Below are 17,438 nucleotides of genomic sequence, written 5' to 3' on the forward strand. Positions count from 1 at the left end.
GGGCCAGCGTCCTGTGGGCTCTCCTGCGCGACAACCGTGTCTTCACCCCCGAGCTGCCGGTCGCGCAAGCGGCTTGACTTCATCATTGAGACTCCTTCGGTTCCGGTCCGTGGTGGGTGATTTCGTGCGTGTCCGTAGCGGATGAATGGGTGGGCGGCGAATTCGGTGAGCGGTGCGTACGCGAATCAGTGGAATGCTCGACCGTGCGGCCGTCGAGGCGCCGGTGGTCGGCGGGAAAAGGGAAGGGCGCGGGCGGGAATTCCCGCCGGAGCGTGCGAACGGGTAGGCCCGACGGGTGGCGGGGAAAGGGTTCGAGTCGCCGTTCTTTCGGCAGGGAAAGGGGTGGCCTCCTGGGTGGTTCCCGGGGTGTGCGCAGGTGAATTCCCCTGGCGTGCATGACGGTGGAGAGTGCCGCGGAAGGGAAAGTACTTGTTTTCAGCGTAAAACGAAAGCCTGCCTGGACAGGGCCCCATCGGCATTGGGTGAAAATTGAATTAATCGCGTCCGGGAGCGCTCGGTGAATTCGTGGGCGGAGATGCGAAAACCGGTCGGATCGCATTCCGGCCCACGACGCGCCCGGGACCGCGACGGGCGCTGCGGGGCCGGCCCCGGGGCGGCCCCCGCAGCCCGCCCGGACGCTCACCCGAACGGCTCGCCGCCGTTGACTGCTCCTCCGCCCGCAAGGATCGTGACCAGTGCCCCCTGCACGGGCGGAAGGGCTGGTCGGCCATGGCGGACAAGCGTGCCGAGCGCATCGCGGAACTCATCGCACCCCTGCGCGTACCACCGGGCACCCGGGTGGACCTGGCCCGGGACTTCGACCCCCGCTACAAGGCGCACCTCAAGAAGCGGCAGGGCAGGGAACTGCTGCGCACCGGGGTGGAGCTCCTCGCCGAGTACCAGGCGCGACTGGCCGCCCAGAACACCTACGGCGTGCTGTTCTGCCTCCAGGCGCTCGACGCCGGTGGCAAGGACGGCACCATCCGGCACGTGATGAGCGGGATGAACCCGCAGGGCGTGCAGGTCAGCAGCTTCAAGGTGCCCTCCGTCGAGGAACTCGACCACGACTACCTGTGGCGGTACACGCACCACCTGCCGGCCCGGGGCGACATCGCGGTGTTCAACCGCTCGCACTACGAGGAGGTGCTGGTCGTCCGGGTGCACCCCGACGTCCTGGACCGCCAACGGCTGCCCCCCGAAACCCGGGGCAAGAAGCTCTGGAAGCGACGCTTCCGACAGATCAACGACTGGGAGCGCTACCTCACCGAGAACGGCATCACGGTGGTGAAACTCTTCCTCAACCTGTCCAAGGACGAGCAGCGCACCCGCTTCCTCCAACGCATCGACCGCCCGGAGAAGAACTGGAAGTTCTCCGCCGCCGACGTCCGCGAACGCCGCTTCTGGGACGACTACCAGCGGGCCTTCTCCCGGATGCTGTCGGAGACCAGCACCCCGTGGGCGCCCTGGTACGTCATCCCGGCCGACCGCAAGTGGTTCGCGCGGATCTGCGCCTCCGCGGTGCTGGTGCACACCCTGAGGGAACTGGACCCCCAGTACCCCACCATCGGCGAGCGCGCCCGCGAGGACCTCCTCACCGCCCGCCGCGAACTGGAGGAACAGACCCCCGAAGGGACCCCGGACGACCCGGCACCGCGTTCCCGGACGGAGGGGTGACCCGATGGCCGTCGATCCCGAACCCGGCCCGGCGCACTGGTACGCACGCACCCCCGAGGACGTCGCCGCCGCCTTCGCGGTCGACCCGGCGAGCGGACTGACCGCGGCGCGGGCGGCCGAACTGCTGGCGGCGAACGGCCCCAACGCCCTGCCCGAGGAGCAACCGCCCCCGGCCTGGCGGCGGTTCCTGGCCCAGTACCGCAGCTACATGCAGATCATCCTGGTGGTGGCCGCCGCCGTGTCCTTCGCGATCGCCCAGTGGAGCACCGCCGTCCTGCTGGTCCTGCTCACCCTGCTCAACGCGGTCGTGGGCCTGCGGCAGGAGGGCAAGGCCGAGAGCGCCATGAACGCCCTCAAGTCGATGATGAAGACGACGGCACGCGTCCGGCGCGAGGGCACCGAGTCGGAGGTCCCGGCCGAACGGCTCGTCGTCGGTGACGTCGTGCTGGTCTCCGCCGGGGACCAGGTGCCGGCGGACGGCCGGATCATCACCGCGAACGCCCTCCAGATCGACGAGTCCGCACTCACCGGCGAGAGCGTGCCGGTCGCCAAGGACTCCGCGCCCCTCCCGGACGGGGCCCCGGGGCCCGGGGAACAGACCAACATGGCGTTCATGAACACCCCGGTCACCCACGGCAGCGGGGTGCTCCTCGTCACCGGCACCGGCACGGACACCGAACTCGGCAGGATCTCCGGGATGCTGTCCTCGACCCGGGTCGAACAGTCCCCCCTCACCCGACAACTCGACAACCTGACCCTGTGGATCGCCGGCGCCGCCGGACTCACCATGGTGGTGATGTTCGCCCTCGGCCGCACCCGCGGCCAGGCGTGGGACACCCTGTTCGTCAGCGCCGTGTCGCTCGCCATCGCCGCCATCCCCGAGGCCCTGCCCACCGTCACCCAGGTGATCCTCTCCGTCGGCAGCCTCAACCTGGCCAAGCACCACGCCATCGTCAAGGAACTGCCGTCCGTGCAGACACTGGGGTTCACCTCGGCGATCAACTCGGACAAGACCGGCACCCTCACCATGAACCAGATGACCGCCGTCGAGGTGATCACCCCCACCGACGGCTACACGGTCTCGGGCACCGGGTACGGGCTCACCGGCGCGGTCCACCACGCCGTGGGCTCCGCCGCGCGCATCGACGAGGCGATCCTGCCCTTCCTGGTCGCCAGCGACGCCCGGCTCGTCGACGGCACCGTGGTCGGCGACCCCACCGAAGGCGCCCTGCTCGTCCTCGGACACAAGGCGGGGCTCGCCGTCGACGCCACCCGGGAACGGTACCCCCGGCTGGCCACCCTGCCGTTCGACCCCGACTACAAGCTGATGGCCACCTTCCACCGCGTCACCGACGACACCGGCCGCACGGTGGTGCGCTGCTTCGTCAAGGGGGCCGCCCCCGCGGTCACCTCCCGGACCGGCACCGTGCTCGTGGACGGACGCACCGCCGCCTGGGACGGCGAGCAGCGCGAGCGGGCGGACCGGGAGATCCGTCGGATGGGCGCCGAGGGCCACCGGGTGATGGCCGCCGCCACCCGGGACCTCGACCCCGCGGACTTCGACCCGGAGGGCGACCTCCTCGCCCAGGTGACCGCACTGACCCTCACCGCCCTGGTCGGCATGGTCGACCCGCCGCGGGCCGAGTCCCGGGCCGCCGTCGCCAGCGCCCAGGACGCCCACATCCGGGTCCGCATGGTGACCGGCGACGACGTCACCACGGGCGCCGCCATCGCCCGCCAACTCGGCATCCCCGGCGAGGCCGTGCTCGGCGCCGACTTCGCCGCCCTCACCGAGGCCGAACAACTCTCCCGGATCGACACCATCGGGGTGGTGGGACGGGTCGCCCCCGAACACAAGGTGCTGCTCGCCGAGACCCTCAAGAAGAAGGGCGAGGTCGTGGCCATGACCGGCGACGGCGTCAACGACGCACCCGCGATCAAGGCCGCGGACATCGGGGTCGCCATGGGCAGCGGCACCGACGTGGCGAAGAACGCCGGCCGCATGATCCTCTCCGACGACAACTTCGCCACCATCGTCTTCGCCGTGGAGGAGGGCCGCAAGCTCTACGACAACCTCACCAAGTACATCCGCTTCGTCCTGCTGCTCCTCGTCGCGTTCGTGCTCACCTTCCTCGGGGCGACCGTCCTCAACATCGCCGCCGGCCAACCCTTCACCCCCGCCCAGGTGCTGTGGATCCACTTCGTCGTCAACGCCCCCTTCGGCTTCGCGCTCGGCTTCGACCGCGAGAGCCCCGGACTGATGCGCCGGCTGCCCCGCCCCCGCGGCGAGTCGGTGCTCACCGGCCGGCTGCTGGTGACCGTCGGCCTCACCGGACTCGCGATCACCGCCCTGCTGCTGGCCCTGATCATCCTGGGTGAACACCGCTTCGACAGCGTGGAGATCGGCAGCTCGATGGCGTTCACGGCCTTCGCCCTCTGCCTGATCGTGGCCGCGTTCGAATGCCGCAGCGAAACGGAGTCGGTGCTGCGCACCACCACCTTCGACAGCAAGCAGATGAACCGGGCGGCCCTGGCCGAGTTGGTCCTCGCCGTGCTGGTCACCCAGGTGGACGGGTTCCGCCGGGTCCTCGGCACCACCCAGCTCGACCTGCGCCAGTTCGGCTGGGCGCTGCTGGCCCCCCTCGCCCTGCTGGTGGTCTGGGAGGCGGGCAAGTTCCTGGCCCGCGGCCGGCACACCGGCGAGGACACCGCCGACGGGCTCCGCCCGTCCTCCGCTCAACCGGCAGCCGCCACCGGACCGTAGAGGTCGGCGAACGTGCGCCGGGCGCACCACCCCTGCCGTTGCGCCCGGGTGACGTCCAGCACCACCGGGCGACCGAGTTGGGCGACGGCGTACCGGGTCAACGGGGGCGTCGACCGCGGGCGCAGCCGGGCCAGCGCCTCGGCGGCCCCCGCCGCCGCCTCCGCCACCGGCAACGGCACGTGGTGGATGCGGGCCCGGACCCCGTGGGCCCGCAGCACCGCGGCGACCACGTCATCGCGCCGGTAGGGCAGGGGATCGGCGATGTTGTAGGGACCCGGCGGCCACTCGGCGGCCAGCAGGCAGGCCCCGGCGAGGTTCTCCACCGCGGTCAGGCTCAGCAGCGCGTCGGGGCCGGGGAGCAGCAGCAGACCGCGCCGGACCCGGGCCAGCAAGCGGGGCACCAGGTGCGGGTCGCCCGCCCCGTACACGGCACGCGGGCGCAGGACCACCGCTCCGGCGGCCAGGGCCAGGGCCTCGCCCGCCGCCTTGGTCCGGCCGTAGGCGTTGAGCTGGTGGCGCACCGGGTGCTCCTCGGCGAGCGGACGCCGGTCGGTCGACGGGGCGTAGACGCTGGCGCTGCTCACCCAGACCACCCTCCGCCCCGCCGCCGCCTCCAGCAGCCGCGCGGTGCCGTCGACGTTCACCGCCCGCATCGTCCGCTCCGCGGCGGACCCCGGCACCGGGTCGCCGACCGCCGCCGCGCAGTGCACCACGACGTCGACGCCGTCCAGGTCGGGGGGTCCGACCGTGGCGTCCCAGGGCACATGACGCCCCACCGGCCCCGGGCGCCGCCCCAGGCACCGCACCTCCAGACCCCGTGCCGCCGCGGCCCGGGCCACCCGGGAGCCGCAGAAGCCGCTGGCACCGGTCACCGCGATCACGGTCATGCCGCCTCCGTCGCGGTCGGTCGGACCCCGGCGCGCACGGTCAGCGTCCGCCAACTCGGCAGCGCGGCCCGCCGGTCCACCCGGGCGGCGACCACCCGGGGCCGGTGTGCGGCCAGCAGCCGCAGCACGTCGTCGAGTTGGGCCCGGGCCAGCCCGGCGCCCGGACAGGCGTGCGGGCCGGCGCCGAACACCAACCGGGACCGGACGGGCGGGGCCGGGTGCAGGGCGTCGGGCGGGTCGCTGTGGGCCCGCGCAGCGTGCCGCGCCACCAGCACCAGCCGGTCACCGGCGCGCAGGGCGTGACCGGCCAGCACCGCGTCCGCGGCGACGGCGCGCGGCAGCAGCGGGGAGGCGGCGGTCACCCGGAGGAGTTCGGTGACCAGAGCGGGGCGCAGCCGGTCGTCGGCGGCCTGCTCCCAGAGCCCGGCGTCCGCACACCAGGCCGCGGCCCGGGGCAGTGCGGCGACCGTGGTGTTGACGGCTGCCACGGCGAGCATCGCCCGCAGTGCGGTGTCCGGTCCGCTCCGGTCCGGATCCAGCAGGCCCTCCAGCCGGGCGGCGGCAGCGGCGGCCCGGCGCCCGGTGTGCGGCAGCCGCGGTCCCGGCAGGTGCTCCCGCACCGCCGCGGCCGCCGCGCGGGCCGCGGCCTCCGCCACGGCCCGGGGGTCGGCCGGACTGTCCAGCAGGGCGCACACGGTGACCCCGGAGAGCAGCCGGGCCAGGTCCACGAGGTCCACGGTCCCGTGGGCCTCCAGCGGGGCCAGCGCCTCGGTGAGCGTCCGCCGCCACACCGGCCGCACCCGTTCCACCCCGGCGGTGCCCAGGAGCGGGGCGACGGCCCTGCGGGCCGCCCGGTGCTCGCCGTCCGTCTGGTCGAACAGCGAGCCCCCGTCGGTGAGCCGTCGGACGGCGCCACCGGTGGTGCCGGGAGCGGTCCGGTCCAGCGGGACGTGCAGGAGCGCCTCCCGGTAGGCGCTCTCGTCCTGCACCAGCACCGAGCGACCGCAGCGCAGGACCGGACGGGTCCGGGTGAGTGCGAGCAGGGCGAACAGCAGGGGGCGGGCGCGGGTGTAGACGCGCCGGTCACGACGGCGGGCGGTGCGGACGGGGGGAGGCGGCGGGAGCGGGGTCACGGGGAGGTCCGTCTCGGGTGTGCGGGCGGGCGGGCGTACGGCACGGGCGCGGCGGTTCACCGGGCGGGCCGTGGCCGGTGGGCGGCGGCGAGTTCGGCGGTGGCCGCCCGGTCGGGCTTGCGGGAGCGGCCGGAGAGCGGGATGTCGCCGAGGAGCACCGCGTCCGGACGGGCGGACCCCATCCGGTCCAGCACCCCGCCGAGCGCGGCGCGCACCGCGGCGGGGCTGGCGCCCCGGGCCGGCTGGACGACGGCCACCAGGCGTTCGTCGCCGTCCGCGGCCGGAACGCCCACCAGCAGGGCGAGTTCGACACCGGGTACGTGCAGGGCGGGTTCGTACAGTCCCGGGTAGATGTTCTCGGCCCGTCGCAGCACCATGTCCTTCAGGCGCCCGGCCAGCACGATGCGGCCCCGGTCGAGTGCGGCACGGTCCCCGGTGGCCACCCGGGGGTCGGGCGCCGCGCCCAGGTAGCGGTGGCGGGCGGCGGGCCCCGACAGCACGAGTTCCCCCTCGGCGGAGACGGTCGCCGAGACGCCCGGCAGCGGATGGCCGACCAGATCGCCGGTGCCCCCGAAGGCCGCTTTGTCGGCCTGTTCGACGGCGGCTGCGGGGAACAGTTCGGTGAGCGCGTACACCCCCCACGCCTCGACGGCTCCGGCCGCGCGGACCCGGGTCAGCAACTCCGCGCTGGCGGGCGCCGATCCGGTCCACACCCGCCCGGTGAAGCGGGCGCCCCGGTCCAGCGCCGCCCGTAGCTGAGGGGGCGTCAGATAGGTGGCCTGCGGTGCGAGCCGGCGCACCTGTCGGGCCAGGGCCCGGGAGGAACGGGCGGGCAGGGCGACCGGGGCGCCCGCGGTCAGCGAGGGCACCAGGACGAAGAGGGTGCCCCCGAGGACGGGCACTCCGGGCGTCGGACGCACCAGGTCGGCCACCGCGGTCATGCCGGCGGCCAACGAAGACCGGGTGTGCACCACGGCCCGGGGTCGGGCGGTGGTGCCGGAGGTGAACACGATGACCGCGTCGCCGTCCCCCTCCTCGCGTCGGGGGAGCGGTGCGTGCCCGGCGGCCAAGGCCGGCGCGCACCCCGGCCACTGGGGGCCGACCGTGGCCACCGTCCCCAGGTCCGCGAGGTCGGGCAGGACGATCCCGGCGCGCTCGGCGAGGGCCCGGCCCCGACCGGCCGCGGCCTGGGCGAGGGCGTCGGCCACCACCAGGTCCGGCCGGGCCAGGGCGAGTCGGGCCCGCAGCACCTCGGGGCCGGCGGCCGGATCGAGGACCGCGACCCGCGCCCCGATCCGGTCGGCGGCGAGCAGCACGGCCAGGGCCCGGGGGCCGGGCCGGACGGCGACGCCGACGGTGCCGCCGCGGTGCACCCCGCGGGCCAGCAGGCCCGCGGCGTACCGGTCGGCGAGGTCGGCCAGGTCACCGCGGGTGGCCCGGGTGCGGACGGCTCCGCCGGGGCCGGTGCCGAGGACGGCGGGCAGATGGGGCGCGGTCCGCAGCGCCCGGTCGAGACGGTCGAGCATCAGCGCGGGTCCTCCCCGTGTCGGCCCGGGCCCCGGTCGAGGTACCAGCGGGCGGTGCCCAGGAGACCGTAGGCGCGCAGCCGGCGGGTGGAGTTCTCCACCACCATGTCCGGGGCCCGCACGACGGCGGTGGTGTGCCGGCGCACCCGGTTCAGGAACAGCCGGTCGGTGGGCGAGGGGCGGCGCGGCATCCCGCCCACCGTCTCGTACAGGGCGGCGGTGACGGCCATGTTGTTGCCCGCGTGCATCCGGTACGGGGTGAGGTAGCCGTGCCGGCGGTGGTGCGCGGGACGGACCCGGCCGAAGAGGGCGGCGGTCGCCACCAGGGCGCGGAAGACGGCCCGGCCGAGGGGGCCGTGTTCGTCGCGCCGGGCTTCGATCCGGCCGCAGACCAGGGCGGCGCCCCGGTCCGCCGCGGCCCGCGCGGCGGCCGTCCAGCCGGGGCGCGGCAGGCAGTCCGCGTCGGTGCGGGCCAGCAGCCGGGCCCCGTGTCCGATGGCGAACCGGAAGCCGGTGTCGACGGCGCACCCCACGCCCTTGTCGGGTTCGTTGAGGACGTGCACGGGGAAGGGCGCCCAGCGGGCGAAGGACCGGGCGATCCCCGCGGTGTCGTCGTCGGAGGCGTTGTCCACCACGACCAGGGTGAAGTCGCGGTCGTGTTGGGCGGCGAGGGCGTCCAGGGTGGCGCCGATCCGCGCGGCCTCGCGGTGGGCGGGCACCACCACCCACAGCGCGCTCACGTCCGCTCCCAGACCGTGGTCGTCATGCTGACGCCGCCGCCGAGCCCCACGAACAGCACCCGGTCACCGGGCGCCAGGTCGTCGTACACCCGGTCCAACTGCACCCCGAGGGTGGCGCTGGCCAGGTTGCCCAGTGCGTCCACGGTGACCACCAGCCGCTCGCGGGGCACTCCGGTCACCGCCACGAAGCGCTCCAGGTAGGGCAGGGTCACCTGGTGGACCAGGACGTGCCGGAAGTCCGTCCAGTCGAGACCGGTCCGGGTGCGCATCCGGTCCAGCACCTCGGTGCCGACCTTCTCGAACACCTCCCGCAGCGCGTTCCCGTCGCCGTGGAAGTAGGTGTGGTCGTCGCCCCGGGGCAGCCGCGAGCCGCCGCCGGGTATGCCGCCGACCCGCCAGTGGGCGGAGTGGGTGACGGTGTCCACGTCGAGGATCCCGCCGTTCGGCACGGCCTCCAGGACGACCGCGGCCCCGGCGTCCCCGAAGGTGTAGCCGGCGAAGGAGGCGCGGAACTGCTCCAGGTCGGCCGGTGCGTGCCGCACCGCCCGGCTCGGGGTCTCCCCGGTCACCACCAGGGCCCTGCGGGCCCGTCCGGCGAGGATCATCGCCCGGGCGGTGTCGATGCCGTTGACGAAGCTGTTGCAGGCGTTGGTCAGGTCGAAGGCGTGGGCGCGGGAGCCGAGTTCGGCTTGGACGATGTGCGCGGTCGCGGGCTCCACCACGTCCCGCGAGGCGGAGGCGAACAGCAACAGGTCGAGGTCGGCCGGGTCGAGTGCGGCCCGGTCGAGGGCCGCCCGGGCGGCCCGCACCGCGAGGGTGGAGGCGTACTCCCCGGGTGAGGCGACCCGGCGGCTCACGATGCCGGTGGTCCGCTCGACGAGCCCCTCGGGCAGCGGCAGCCCGCTGGCCGCCGCCACCTCGCGACCCAATCGCTCGGAGGTCACGATCCGTTCGGGCAGGGCGGCGCCCACGGAGGTGATGCCCACCCGCGGCGCCCCGGCGCGGCTGACGTTCTGACTGGTCATGCCGGGGACGCTACGGAGCGCACGGGCGGGCCGCGTGAGTGCGCGTACTCAGATGGGGCCTGGGCGATTCCCCGGGGAACCCTCGGGGTGTTCCCCGATCCCGTCCTCCCCCGCGTGGCGCGCGAGGGAGGACGGGGGTGGGTCAGGGGGCGCAGACGACCCCGGAGCACTGGGCGGCCTGACCGTTGCCGCTGGCCAGGTTGGCTCCGCCGTCGGTGTTGCCCGGGTCCGCGCTGATCCCCCAACCTCCGTTGCCGCGTGCGGTGTTTCCCTGGACGAGGTGCACGGCCTTGGAGACGGACAGGCCGCCGCCCTTGTTGTCGTTCACGGTGTTGCCGATCAGTCGGTTGCCGGTGGCCGCGGTGGCTTCCCCGACCACGTAGATGCCCCGTGAGCCGCTGCGGTTGACCTGGTTGAGCTCCACCAGGTTGTTGGAGGAGAGTTCCAGGCTGATCCCGTCGCCCTTGGAGTCGTTCGCGGTGTTGGACCTGATGGTGTTGCCGTCGGAACGGCTCAGGTCGATGCCGCCCGGGTTCGCGCTGACGTCGTTGCCGACGACCGTGGTGCCGTGGGCGGACTGGAGGGAGATGCCGCTGTCGCCGCTGTCGCGGAAGGTGTTGGACAGGATGCGGTTCCCGGTGGAGTCGGAGACGATCAACGCGGCGTCCGCGCTCCTGCCGGTCGAGTTGCCCTGGACCAGGTTGTCGTTCGACCCGAGTTGCAGGATGAACGAGCCGTCGCCGCTGCCGCCGACGGTGTTGGTCAGCAGGGTGTTCCCGCTGGAGCCCTCCAGGACCAGACCGGCGTTCCCGCTGTCGGTGATCCGGTTGCCCTCCAGCCGGTTGGCACGGGAGTTCTGCATCAGCAGGCCCCCGCCCTGGTTCCCGGTGAGCGCGTTGTCGGCGATCACGTTGTCGTGCGCCCCGCCGGTGACGAGGACGCCTCGGTGGGACTGCCGATCGATGACGTTGTTCCGTATGCGGCTGTGGGTGGCGCCGTTGACGTCGACGCCGGTGAACTCGTTGCTGCGGAGGGTGAGTTTCTCGACGACGGTTCCCGAGGTGCCCGGGGCCAACTGCACCCCGTGGTCGAACTCCTGCACCTGGGCGGCGGTGACCGCGCTGTTGGTGAGCGTGGTGCGGGCGAATCCGCCGGTGCGGATGCCGACGCCCAGGCCGACCCCGTCGACGGAGTGTCCGTTGAGGTCGATGGTGAGGTCGTTGGCCCCGACGACCAGGCCGTCGCCGGGACAGTTGAGCAGGTCTGCCTGGAGGACGACGCTGGTGGTGAGCGTCTGACCGCAGGTGACGACCGAGGCGTGCGCCGATGGAGGGGTCATCAGCACGGTGAGCAGTGCGGTGGCCCCCACTGCGGCGAACCACCCCGTGGACGGCATCTGGGCATTGCGGAACATGGCGGGACTCCTTCTGCGATCGCGCTGCGGGATCGACCTCGCGGGGCGGCCGGGGCGGGCCCGCGAGGGGCGGCACGAGTCGAACGGCCGGTCTTCCGCACAGATTCGAGGGAGGGAACGAGGATGACAACTAGCTAACAAGGAATGACCAGAGAGGGGCAACAGTTGGCTGATTCGGTCATCCCATGTCTGGGGGTTCCGGACCTTCGGAACATGCGGGCGACCGCACGGAATCCGTCGACATCTCCGACCCGCCGGCGCGGCGGGCCCGGCCCGTCCGCGGCGGTGTCCGGGTCGGGGGCGTCGACCCGCTGCTGCCCCCGACCCGGAGGCGCGGCTCAGGCCCGGACCACGGCCTTGTTCCGCATCAGGAAGTCCCCGAGATAGCCCTCGTGGGGCAGATGGCCGTCGCCGTGCACGGTGGGCACGTCGACGTGGACGTTCCCCACGCCGGGCTCGTGCAACAGGGCGTCGACCCACGCCGGGTCGTCGGTGACCGCGTTGACCACCAGGGACCCCCGCAGGGGACGCACGCCGTCGGCCGGCGTCCAGGGAGCGACCCAGACGCAGGGGAAGGGCAGTTCGGCGGCGAGGAGTCGGTCGCCGGGATCGTCCACGGTGAACACCGCGGGCCCCAGCACCACCCCGCCCTCCGGATGGGGCGTGGCCACGTCCCCCAGCGGGATCACCGGACGGGCCCCGACCCGTGCCAGCCGGTCCATCAGCGCCTCGGCGGCCTCACCGGACACCCGGGGCCCCAGGTGGTCCGCCGTGGTCTGCCGGCCCTCCGCCCGGGCCCGGAGCACCTCGGCGAGGTCCCGGGCGAAGCGCCGGTGGTCCCCCTCCACCAGGATCGCGGTGGTGTTCACGCACGCCGCCCCCGAGAGCGCGGCCACCGAGTCCGCGGCCCGCGCCACGGTCCCAGGGTCGGTGGCCCGCCCCGCGGTGATCAGCGTCTTGGAGCGCCCCGGGCCGGCGACCTTGACGTCCGGGGCGCCCCGGTAGCGGGCCGCCACCTCGTCGCCCCCGTACACCAGGGCGAGGTCCGCCCGGCGCAACAGGGGCGCCACCCCGGCGTGCCCGGTGGGGAGGTACACGGCGGCGTGGTCGGGCGCACCGGCCGCGCGCAGCGCGAGCACGGTGCGGAAGGCGGTGAACGGCTCCCGCCGCGAGGGCCGCACCACCACCCGGTAGCCCAGGGCGAACGCCTGGAGCCAGCCGTTCTGGATCGTGGGCGTGTTGCCCGAGAGCACGGCGGCCAGGGTTTCTCCGCTGCGGGTCCACACCCCGCTGCCGCCGCCCCGCCCGACCTCCCGCCACGAGCGGACCGAGCCGACCGGCCGCGCCCGGTCCGCCCTGCTCGGGGCCTCGGCCAGGGCGAGGGCGACGGCCCGGCCCAACTCCTCGGTGAGCCCGGCGTTGTGTCCGGAGACCCGGGACACGTAGGCGTTGTGCTCGGCGAAGGAGAGCCCGCCCAGCACGTCGTCGAGGAAGCGCTCCGCCGCTTCCGAGAGGAGCGCGGCCCGCTCCGGGGCGGACGGCGGCGCCGCCCCCGCCAGGGCGCGCAGGCTCTGGGCCACCAGCAGGTCGGGGGCGAGGGCCAGGGCGGCGAGGGGACGCCCGTCGACCCCGTGCACGGTCTCCGTGGTCCGGGTGTTCCGGCTGCCCCGGTGGGTCAGCAGGGGCAGGTCGAGGACCGCGGGCCGGGCGGGGGCGGCCGGGGCGGGTGCGCTCATCAGTACACCCCCTGGACGACGGGCTCGCCGTCGAAGGCGGCCAGCGGCTCCGGGGCGCGCAGGGAGTCGCCCACCGAGCCCTCGGGCGCGGGCACCCGGATCGCGGAGTCCCGTTCCAGGTTGTTGGGGATGAAGACCCCGCTGCTGACGTGGGTCATCCGCACCTGCCCCCGTTCGCCGTAGGCCACCGGACGGTGCGACCCGGGGTCGACGACGGCGAACACGACATGGGGGGAGTAGCCGTCGTACACGGTCCGCGCCCCCTGGGTGCCGGGACGCAGCCGGGCGGTGGTCAGCACCATGGTGCTGCCGTAGACGTTCTGGACCACCGTGTCGGGCAGGGCCTCCGTGATCAGGTCGCGGGTGTCCTCGTCGAGATGGGCGCCGGCGAGCGCCAGGTACCGCAGGGACCGCCGCAGCCGGTCGCCGAGGTCCTCGTGCAGCAGGAGCTCGGAGAGGATCGGCGGGGTCGTGGTGAGTGCGGCCACGTGCTGACTGCGGACCACCTCCCCGATCTGGTCGACCAGGTGGGCGAGGTAGGGGGCCGGGTCCCGGCCGGCGGCGATCTGCTTCTTCACCCAGCGCGGGTCCAGGTCGACGGTGTGCAGGACCGAGCCCAGGGCCCTGGCCTGGAGCCGGGTGGTGTGGCCGAAGGCGTGCGGGCCGGAGGGCATCGCCACCAGCCAGGGGGCGCCGACCGGGAAGCCCGCCGCGCGGAGCTCGGCCGTCTTCCACCCGAGCGCGCGCCGCACCCAGCGTTCGGTGTAGACGAGCCGCTTGGGCGACCCGGTGGTGCCTCCCGTCTCGAACACCGAGGGTGCCGGCTCGTGCTCCAGTCCCCGCGGAACGAGGTCCTCGACGGGGCGTTCGCGCAGGTCCGCGGCGATGTCGGGGAATCTGGCGAGGTCGGCGTAGCCGCGGACGTCGTGGACGGGGTCGAAGTCCAGTTCCTTGGCGCGCTCCAGCCACAGTCGTGATCCGGTGTCGGGGGAGAAGTGCCAACGGAGCGCGGCCCGCAGATAGGCGTCGGGGGTGGTGGTGGGGTCGTCTTCGAGGTCGAGGAACGAACGGGTCATGGATCTCCCTTTCCGGGGCTCGCGGAGGGTCACGCCCACCAGTGGCCGAGCACCTGTGCGGTCTGCTCGGGGTTCAGCCGGGGGTCGAGCAGCGACCGGTAGCGGGTCGGGTCGCGGGGTTCACGGCCGCCCTCGGCGCACTCGAACACGTCCTCCGGCGTCGCCTCCAGGTGGAGTCCCGCCGGACGCCCGCCGGCCTCGGCGAGGACCTGCTGGAATCCGGTGAGCTCCGCGACGATGTGTTCGAGGTGACGGGTCTTGAACCCGTGCGCGCCGGTCACCGTGTTGCCGTGCATGGGGTCGCTGATCCAGTGCACGTGCTCGACCCGGCGCCGGACGGCGCGGACGACCGGCCCCAGCCGGTCGATGGCGGTGTGGCCCATGCGGACGATGAACGTGAGCTTCCCGGGCTCGTCGCGGGGGTTGAGCACGGCGGCCAGCTCCGCCGCCTCCTCGGGGGAGGTGTCCGGGCCGACCTTCACGCTCACCGGGTTCGCCAGTGCCGCGGCCAGGGCCACGTGGGCGCCGCCGGGTTGACGGGTCCGGGCGCCGATCCACGGCCAGTGCGTGGTGCCCAGGTGGAGGCCGGCCGCGCCCTGTCGCACGAACCGCAGTTCGTAGTCGAGCAGCAGCATCTCGTGGCTCGTCCACACCGGATCGAGGTACGCGGTGGCCCGGTGGTGGTCCGCGATCGTGGCGTAGGAGGCGAGCGAGGCGCTGTGCGCCTCGGCGATCCGCTCCGGCCGGGGGAGGCGGGCCCGGGGCGTCGCGCCCGGGGCGTTGACGATGGGGCCCCGGTAGCTGGGCAGCCGCACCCCGTCCACGAGTTCGTGGTCCTGCGACCGCGGTTTCGCGTACTGCCCGGCGAGCCGCCCGACGCCCACCACATGGCGTCCGGTGCGGGCCCGCAGATGGGACCGGAAGTGGGTGAGGAAGGCGAGCATGCAGCGGGTGTAGGCGCCCATGTCGGTGTCGATGTCCTCCACGCAGTGGCCGAGTTGGAGGACCAGCCCGCCGCCCGCGTCGAGTCGGGCCAGCTCGGTTCTGAGTTCGGCCACCGACTCCGGGCCCACCAGGTCCTCGGGGGGCAGGGCGCGGAGCACCTCGTCGAGTGCGTCCCGGTCGGGCCACTCCGGTTGCTGGAGGGCGGGCAGCCGGCGGATGCGGTCGACGGGGGCGTGGCGGGCGAGTCCGGTGCGTCCCGGCATGGCGGTCATCCTTCGGAGGTGGGGGAGTGGTGCGGGGCGGGGTGGGCCGGGCCGCGCGAGGCGGTCCACACACAGCCCCGCGTGCCCTGGTCGTCGGTGAGTTCGTGGGCGGCGGACAGGCCCTTGTGGGTGGCCATCCCGGAGGTCGCCGGGACGCAGTACTCGCAGGGGGACCCGAGGGTCAGCGGCACGCCCCGTCGGCGGGCCTGCTCGCGGTACTCCCAGATGGCGCAGCGGCGGATGCGGAGCACCGCGCGGTCGGTGCCGTGCTCCTCCCACTCGGTGTCCGAGCCGTAGAGGTCGGCCTGGGCGTGGAGGCGTTCGAGGGGCACCCGGGCGTCGTGCTTGGGGGCGGGGTCGACGGCCGCGTAGACGGTGCTGTTGGAGCGGGCCCAGCCGGCCAGTTCGCCGAGGCCGAAGTGCGCCACGACGAAACGTTCCATCAGGGCTTGGCCGCGGAAGAACGCGGCCTTCCAGCCCTGTTCCTCCTCGCCCTGGGGCAGCGACTCGAAGATGGCCTGCTTGACGTGCAGCAATTCCTGCATGTGCATGCCCGCCCGGGCCTCGACCACATAGCGGGTCAGCCCCGCCTCGGCTTCGAACAGCCGCCGCTTCCACAGGGCGGAGCGGTGCGCCGCGCCGGTCGGGGGGCCGGGGGGCGTGGCGACGTCCGTCCCCGCGTCGGAGGTCGACGTCGGATGGTGCTCGGTCATTGCGGGACTACCTCTCCTGTCGGTGGGGGCGTGGGCCGAGGGGCCGCCGGTGTCGGCGGCCCCGACGGTCCGCGGGCGGGTCGCCCGGAGCGGACCGGAACCCGGCGCGGGTCAGGAGCCCGCGGCGACCCGGGGGACCGCAGGCCCGGCCGGCCGCGACGCCCCGGGCGGGAAGGACGCGGTGAGCTCCCGCAGCCGGGGGACCAGCCGCTCGCACAGGGCGTCGAAGTCGTTGCCGAGGATGATCTGGAACCCGTCCACGCCCTCCTCCTCGTACCACCGCCGCAACGCGTCGGCGATCTGCTCCGCAGTGCCCACGAACCGCGCGTGCTCGCTCAGCGCGAGCACCTCCGCGGCGAACTCCCCGACCGTCCCGCCGGGAGCGCGGGCCAGGTCCCACAGCGGGAGGTAGCGGGAGCCGTGGGCCGCCAGCACCTGCTCGGGGTCCTCGGGCAGGAGGCCGCCGGGCAGCCGGTCGGCGAGGTCGAGCCCGTCCAGCCGGAGGTCCGGGAACCGGGCGCGCAGTGCGAGCAGCGCGGCCCGCCCCGCCGGCAGGACCTCGCGCTGGGCGCGCCGCAGCCGCTCGGCCTCGGCGGGGGTGTCGACGAGATGGACGTAGCAGCCCGGCAGCAGGGCCACCGCACCGGCGGCGCGGCCCGCCTCCCTGGTCCGGGCGCGCAGCGCGCGGCGCAGCTCCCGGGCCGCGCCCAGGGTCGGCGTCCCCGCGAAGACCCCGTCGGCGGTGCGGGCCGCGAGTCGCAGCCCGGCCAGGGAGGAGGTGGCCTGGAGGACGAAGGGGAAGTCGGCCGAGCGGGGCGCCATGTCGATCGGGCCCGACTGGTCGTAGAACTCGCCGCGGTGGTCCACGTCCAGGATCAGGTCCTCCCGCACGTAGCGGTCGGTCACCCGGTCCGGGACGTTCGCGGCCGGCGGCCAACTCGCCCACAGCCGTTTCGCCACCTCGACGAACTCTTCGGTCTGTGCGTGCCGCCGGTCCCGGGGGACCTCCCGCCGGACCCCGATCGCGGTGCCCGGCCGGAAGGAGGACACCACGTTGATCCGGGCCCGGCCGGCGGAGATCCGGTCGAGGCTGGCCAGGGAGCGGGCGAAGGACGAGGGGTGGGTGTGGAGCGTGGACACGGTCGGCATGACCGCGATCCGCGAGGTGGCGCTGGCGATCAGCGCCGCGGCCTGGAACGGTTCGAAGACCGTCAGCGGCGGCCCGGCCCGCAGCCCGGCGCGGTTCACCCCCGAGAAGTCGGCCTGGAACAGCACGTCGAACCCGGCGGTCTCGGCCCGGCGGGCCGCCCGGACGAAGGTGTCCACCAGGAACGGGGAGTCGGCCTCGGCCCGGGGGTCGCGCCAGTCCCGACTGGACGGCAGGTACTGGGCGTTGAGCAGGAGGAGGGGACCGCCGCCGCGGGTGCCGGCGCCGGGCGGTGCGGGTTCGACGGGGGTCCTGGGGGACGAGGGGGGCATCGTTTCCTCTCACGGGTACGGGTGCGGGTGCGGGGGTGTCGGGGGCGCGGGACGGAGGAGGGC

At 74.3% G+C, this 17,438-nt stretch carries 13 protein-coding genes; 2 read left to right on the forward strand and 11 right to left on the reverse strand.

What is annotated here, in order from left to right; genetic code table 11:
* Positions 1-729 precede the first annotated feature (729 nt).
* Positions 730-1,674, forward strand: coding sequence for a polyphosphate kinase 2 family protein (locus ABT092_RS20145; RefSeq protein WP_351245684.1), 945 nt, complete (start codon positions 730-732; stop codon positions 1,672-1,674).
* 4 nt (positions 1,675-1,678) lie between these two features.
* Entirely contained in the window at positions 1,679-4,438 is a 2,760-nt protein-coding gene (locus tag ABT092_RS20150; protein WP_351245686.1) for a cation-translocating P-type ATPase, read from the forward strand.
* On the opposite strand, the gene ABT092_RS20155 is transcribed toward ABT092_RS20150, so the two are convergent.
* From ABT092_RS20155 to ABT092_RS20205, 11 genes are all read right to left on the reverse strand, one after another.
* Positions 4,411-5,325: an NAD-dependent epimerase/dehydratase family protein gene (locus ABT092_RS20155; RefSeq protein ID WP_351245688.1), complete on the reverse strand. Its 915-nt coding sequence runs from the start codon at positions 5,323-5,325 to the stop codon at positions 4,411-4,413. The genes ABT092_RS20150 and ABT092_RS20155 overlap by 28 nt on opposite strands.
* The gene (locus ABT092_RS20160; RefSeq protein WP_351245690.1) at positions 5,322-6,458 is read right to left on the reverse strand and encodes a cytochrome P450; all 1,137 of its coding nucleotides are present in this window, start codon (positions 6,456-6,458) and stop codon (positions 5,322-5,324) included. The genes ABT092_RS20155 and ABT092_RS20160 overlap by 4 nt, the downstream gene beginning before the upstream one ends.
* 56 nt (positions 6,459-6,514) lie before the next feature.
* Entirely contained in the window at positions 6,515-7,984 is a 1,470-nt protein-coding gene (locus ABT092_RS20165) for a class I adenylate-forming enzyme family protein (RefSeq protein WP_351245692.1), read from the reverse strand.
* The gene (locus tag ABT092_RS20170) at positions 7,984-8,724 is read right to left on the reverse strand and encodes a glycosyltransferase family 2 protein (protein WP_351245694.1); all 741 of its coding nucleotides are present in this window, start codon (positions 8,722-8,724) and stop codon (positions 7,984-7,986) included. The genes ABT092_RS20165 and ABT092_RS20170 overlap by 1 nt, the downstream gene beginning before the upstream one ends.
* Complete coding sequence (locus tag ABT092_RS20175) at positions 8,721-9,749, reverse strand: 3-oxoacyl-ACP synthase III family protein (protein ID WP_351245696.1); 1,029 nt, start codon at positions 9,747-9,749, stop codon at positions 8,721-8,723. The genes ABT092_RS20170 and ABT092_RS20175 overlap by 4 nt, the downstream gene beginning before the upstream one ends.
* A 142-nt stretch (positions 9,750-9,891) precedes the next feature.
* Complete coding sequence (locus ABT092_RS20180) at positions 9,892-11,163, reverse strand: right-handed parallel beta-helix repeat-containing protein (RefSeq protein WP_351245698.1); 1,272 nt, start codon at positions 11,161-11,163, stop codon at positions 9,892-9,894.
* A 338-nt stretch (positions 11,164-11,501) separates the two neighbouring features.
* A complete protein-coding gene (locus ABT092_RS20185) occupies positions 11,502-12,899 on the reverse strand; it encodes an aldehyde dehydrogenase family protein (RefSeq protein ID WP_351245700.1) in 1,398 nt (465 codons plus the stop codon).
* The gene (locus tag ABT092_RS20190) at positions 12,899-13,975 is read right to left on the reverse strand and encodes an AMP-binding protein (RefSeq protein ID WP_351245702.1); all 1,077 of its coding nucleotides are present in this window, start codon (positions 13,973-13,975) and stop codon (positions 12,899-12,901) included. Before ABT092_RS20190 ends, ABT092_RS20185 begins: the two co-directional genes overlap by 1 nt.
* Before the next feature lie 29 nt (positions 13,976-14,004).
* On the reverse strand, positions 14,005-15,183 hold the full coding sequence (locus ABT092_RS20195) for a 3-deoxy-7-phosphoheptulonate synthase (RefSeq protein WP_351245704.1): 1,179 nt from the start codon (positions 15,181-15,183) through the stop codon (positions 14,005-14,007).
* 5 nt (positions 15,184-15,188) lie between these two features.
* Complete coding sequence (locus tag ABT092_RS20200) at positions 15,189-15,896, reverse strand: hypothetical protein (RefSeq protein ID WP_351245706.1); 708 nt, start codon at positions 15,894-15,896, stop codon at positions 15,189-15,191.
* A gap of 111 nt (positions 15,897-16,007) precedes the next feature.
* On the reverse strand, positions 16,008-17,375 hold the full coding sequence (locus ABT092_RS20205) for an LLM class flavin-dependent oxidoreductase (protein ID WP_351245708.1): 1,368 nt from the start codon (positions 17,373-17,375) through the stop codon (positions 16,008-16,010).
* Positions 17,376-17,438 lie beyond the last annotated feature (63 nt).

This window comes from Streptomyces sp. NPDC002490, from assembly GCF_040296045.1.
Lineage (GTDB): Bacteria > Actinomycetota > Actinomycetes > Streptomycetales > Streptomycetaceae > Streptomyces.

Excerpts from the sequence above, each read along its gene's own strand:
- ABT092_RS20145 (WP_351245684.1), top strand. The coding sequence starts at position 730 with ATGGCGGACAAGCGTGCCGAGCGCATCGCGGAACTCATCGCACCCCTG.
- ABT092_RS20150 (WP_351245686.1), top strand. The coding sequence starts at position 1,679 with ATGGCCGTCGATCCCGAACCCGGCCCGGCGCACTGGTACGCACGCACC.
- ABT092_RS20155 (WP_351245688.1), bottom strand. The coding sequence starts at position 5,325 with ATGACCGTGATCGCGGTGACCGGTGCCAGCGGCTTCTGCGGCTCCCGG.
- ABT092_RS20165 (WP_351245692.1), bottom strand. The coding sequence starts at position 7,984 with ATGCTCGACCGTCTCGACCGGGCGCTGCGGACCGCGCCCCATCTGCCC.
- ABT092_RS20175 (WP_351245696.1), bottom strand. The coding sequence starts at position 9,749 with ATGACCAGTCAGAACGTCAGCCGCGCCGGGGCGCCGCGGGTGGGCATC.
- ABT092_RS20180 (WP_351245698.1), bottom strand. The coding sequence starts at position 11,163 with ATGTTCCGCAATGCCCAGATGCCGTCCACGGGGTGGTTCGCCGCAGTG.
- ABT092_RS20185 (WP_351245700.1), bottom strand. The coding sequence starts at position 12,899 with ATGAGCGCACCCGCCCCGGCCGCCCCCGCCCGGCCCGCGGTCCTCGAC.
- ABT092_RS20190 (WP_351245702.1), bottom strand. The coding sequence starts at position 13,975 with ATGACCCGTTCGTTCCTCGACCTCGAAGACGACCCCACCACCACCCCC.
- ABT092_RS20195 (WP_351245704.1), bottom strand. The coding sequence starts at position 15,183 with ATGCCGGGACGCACCGGACTCGCCCGCCACGCCCCCGTCGACCGCATC.
- ABT092_RS20200 (WP_351245706.1), bottom strand. The coding sequence starts at position 15,896 with ATGACCGAGCACCATCCGACGTCGACCTCCGACGCGGGGACGGACGTC.
- ABT092_RS20205 (WP_351245708.1), bottom strand. The coding sequence starts at position 17,375 with ATGCCCCCCTCGTCCCCCAGGACCCCCGTCGAACCCGCACCGCCCGGC.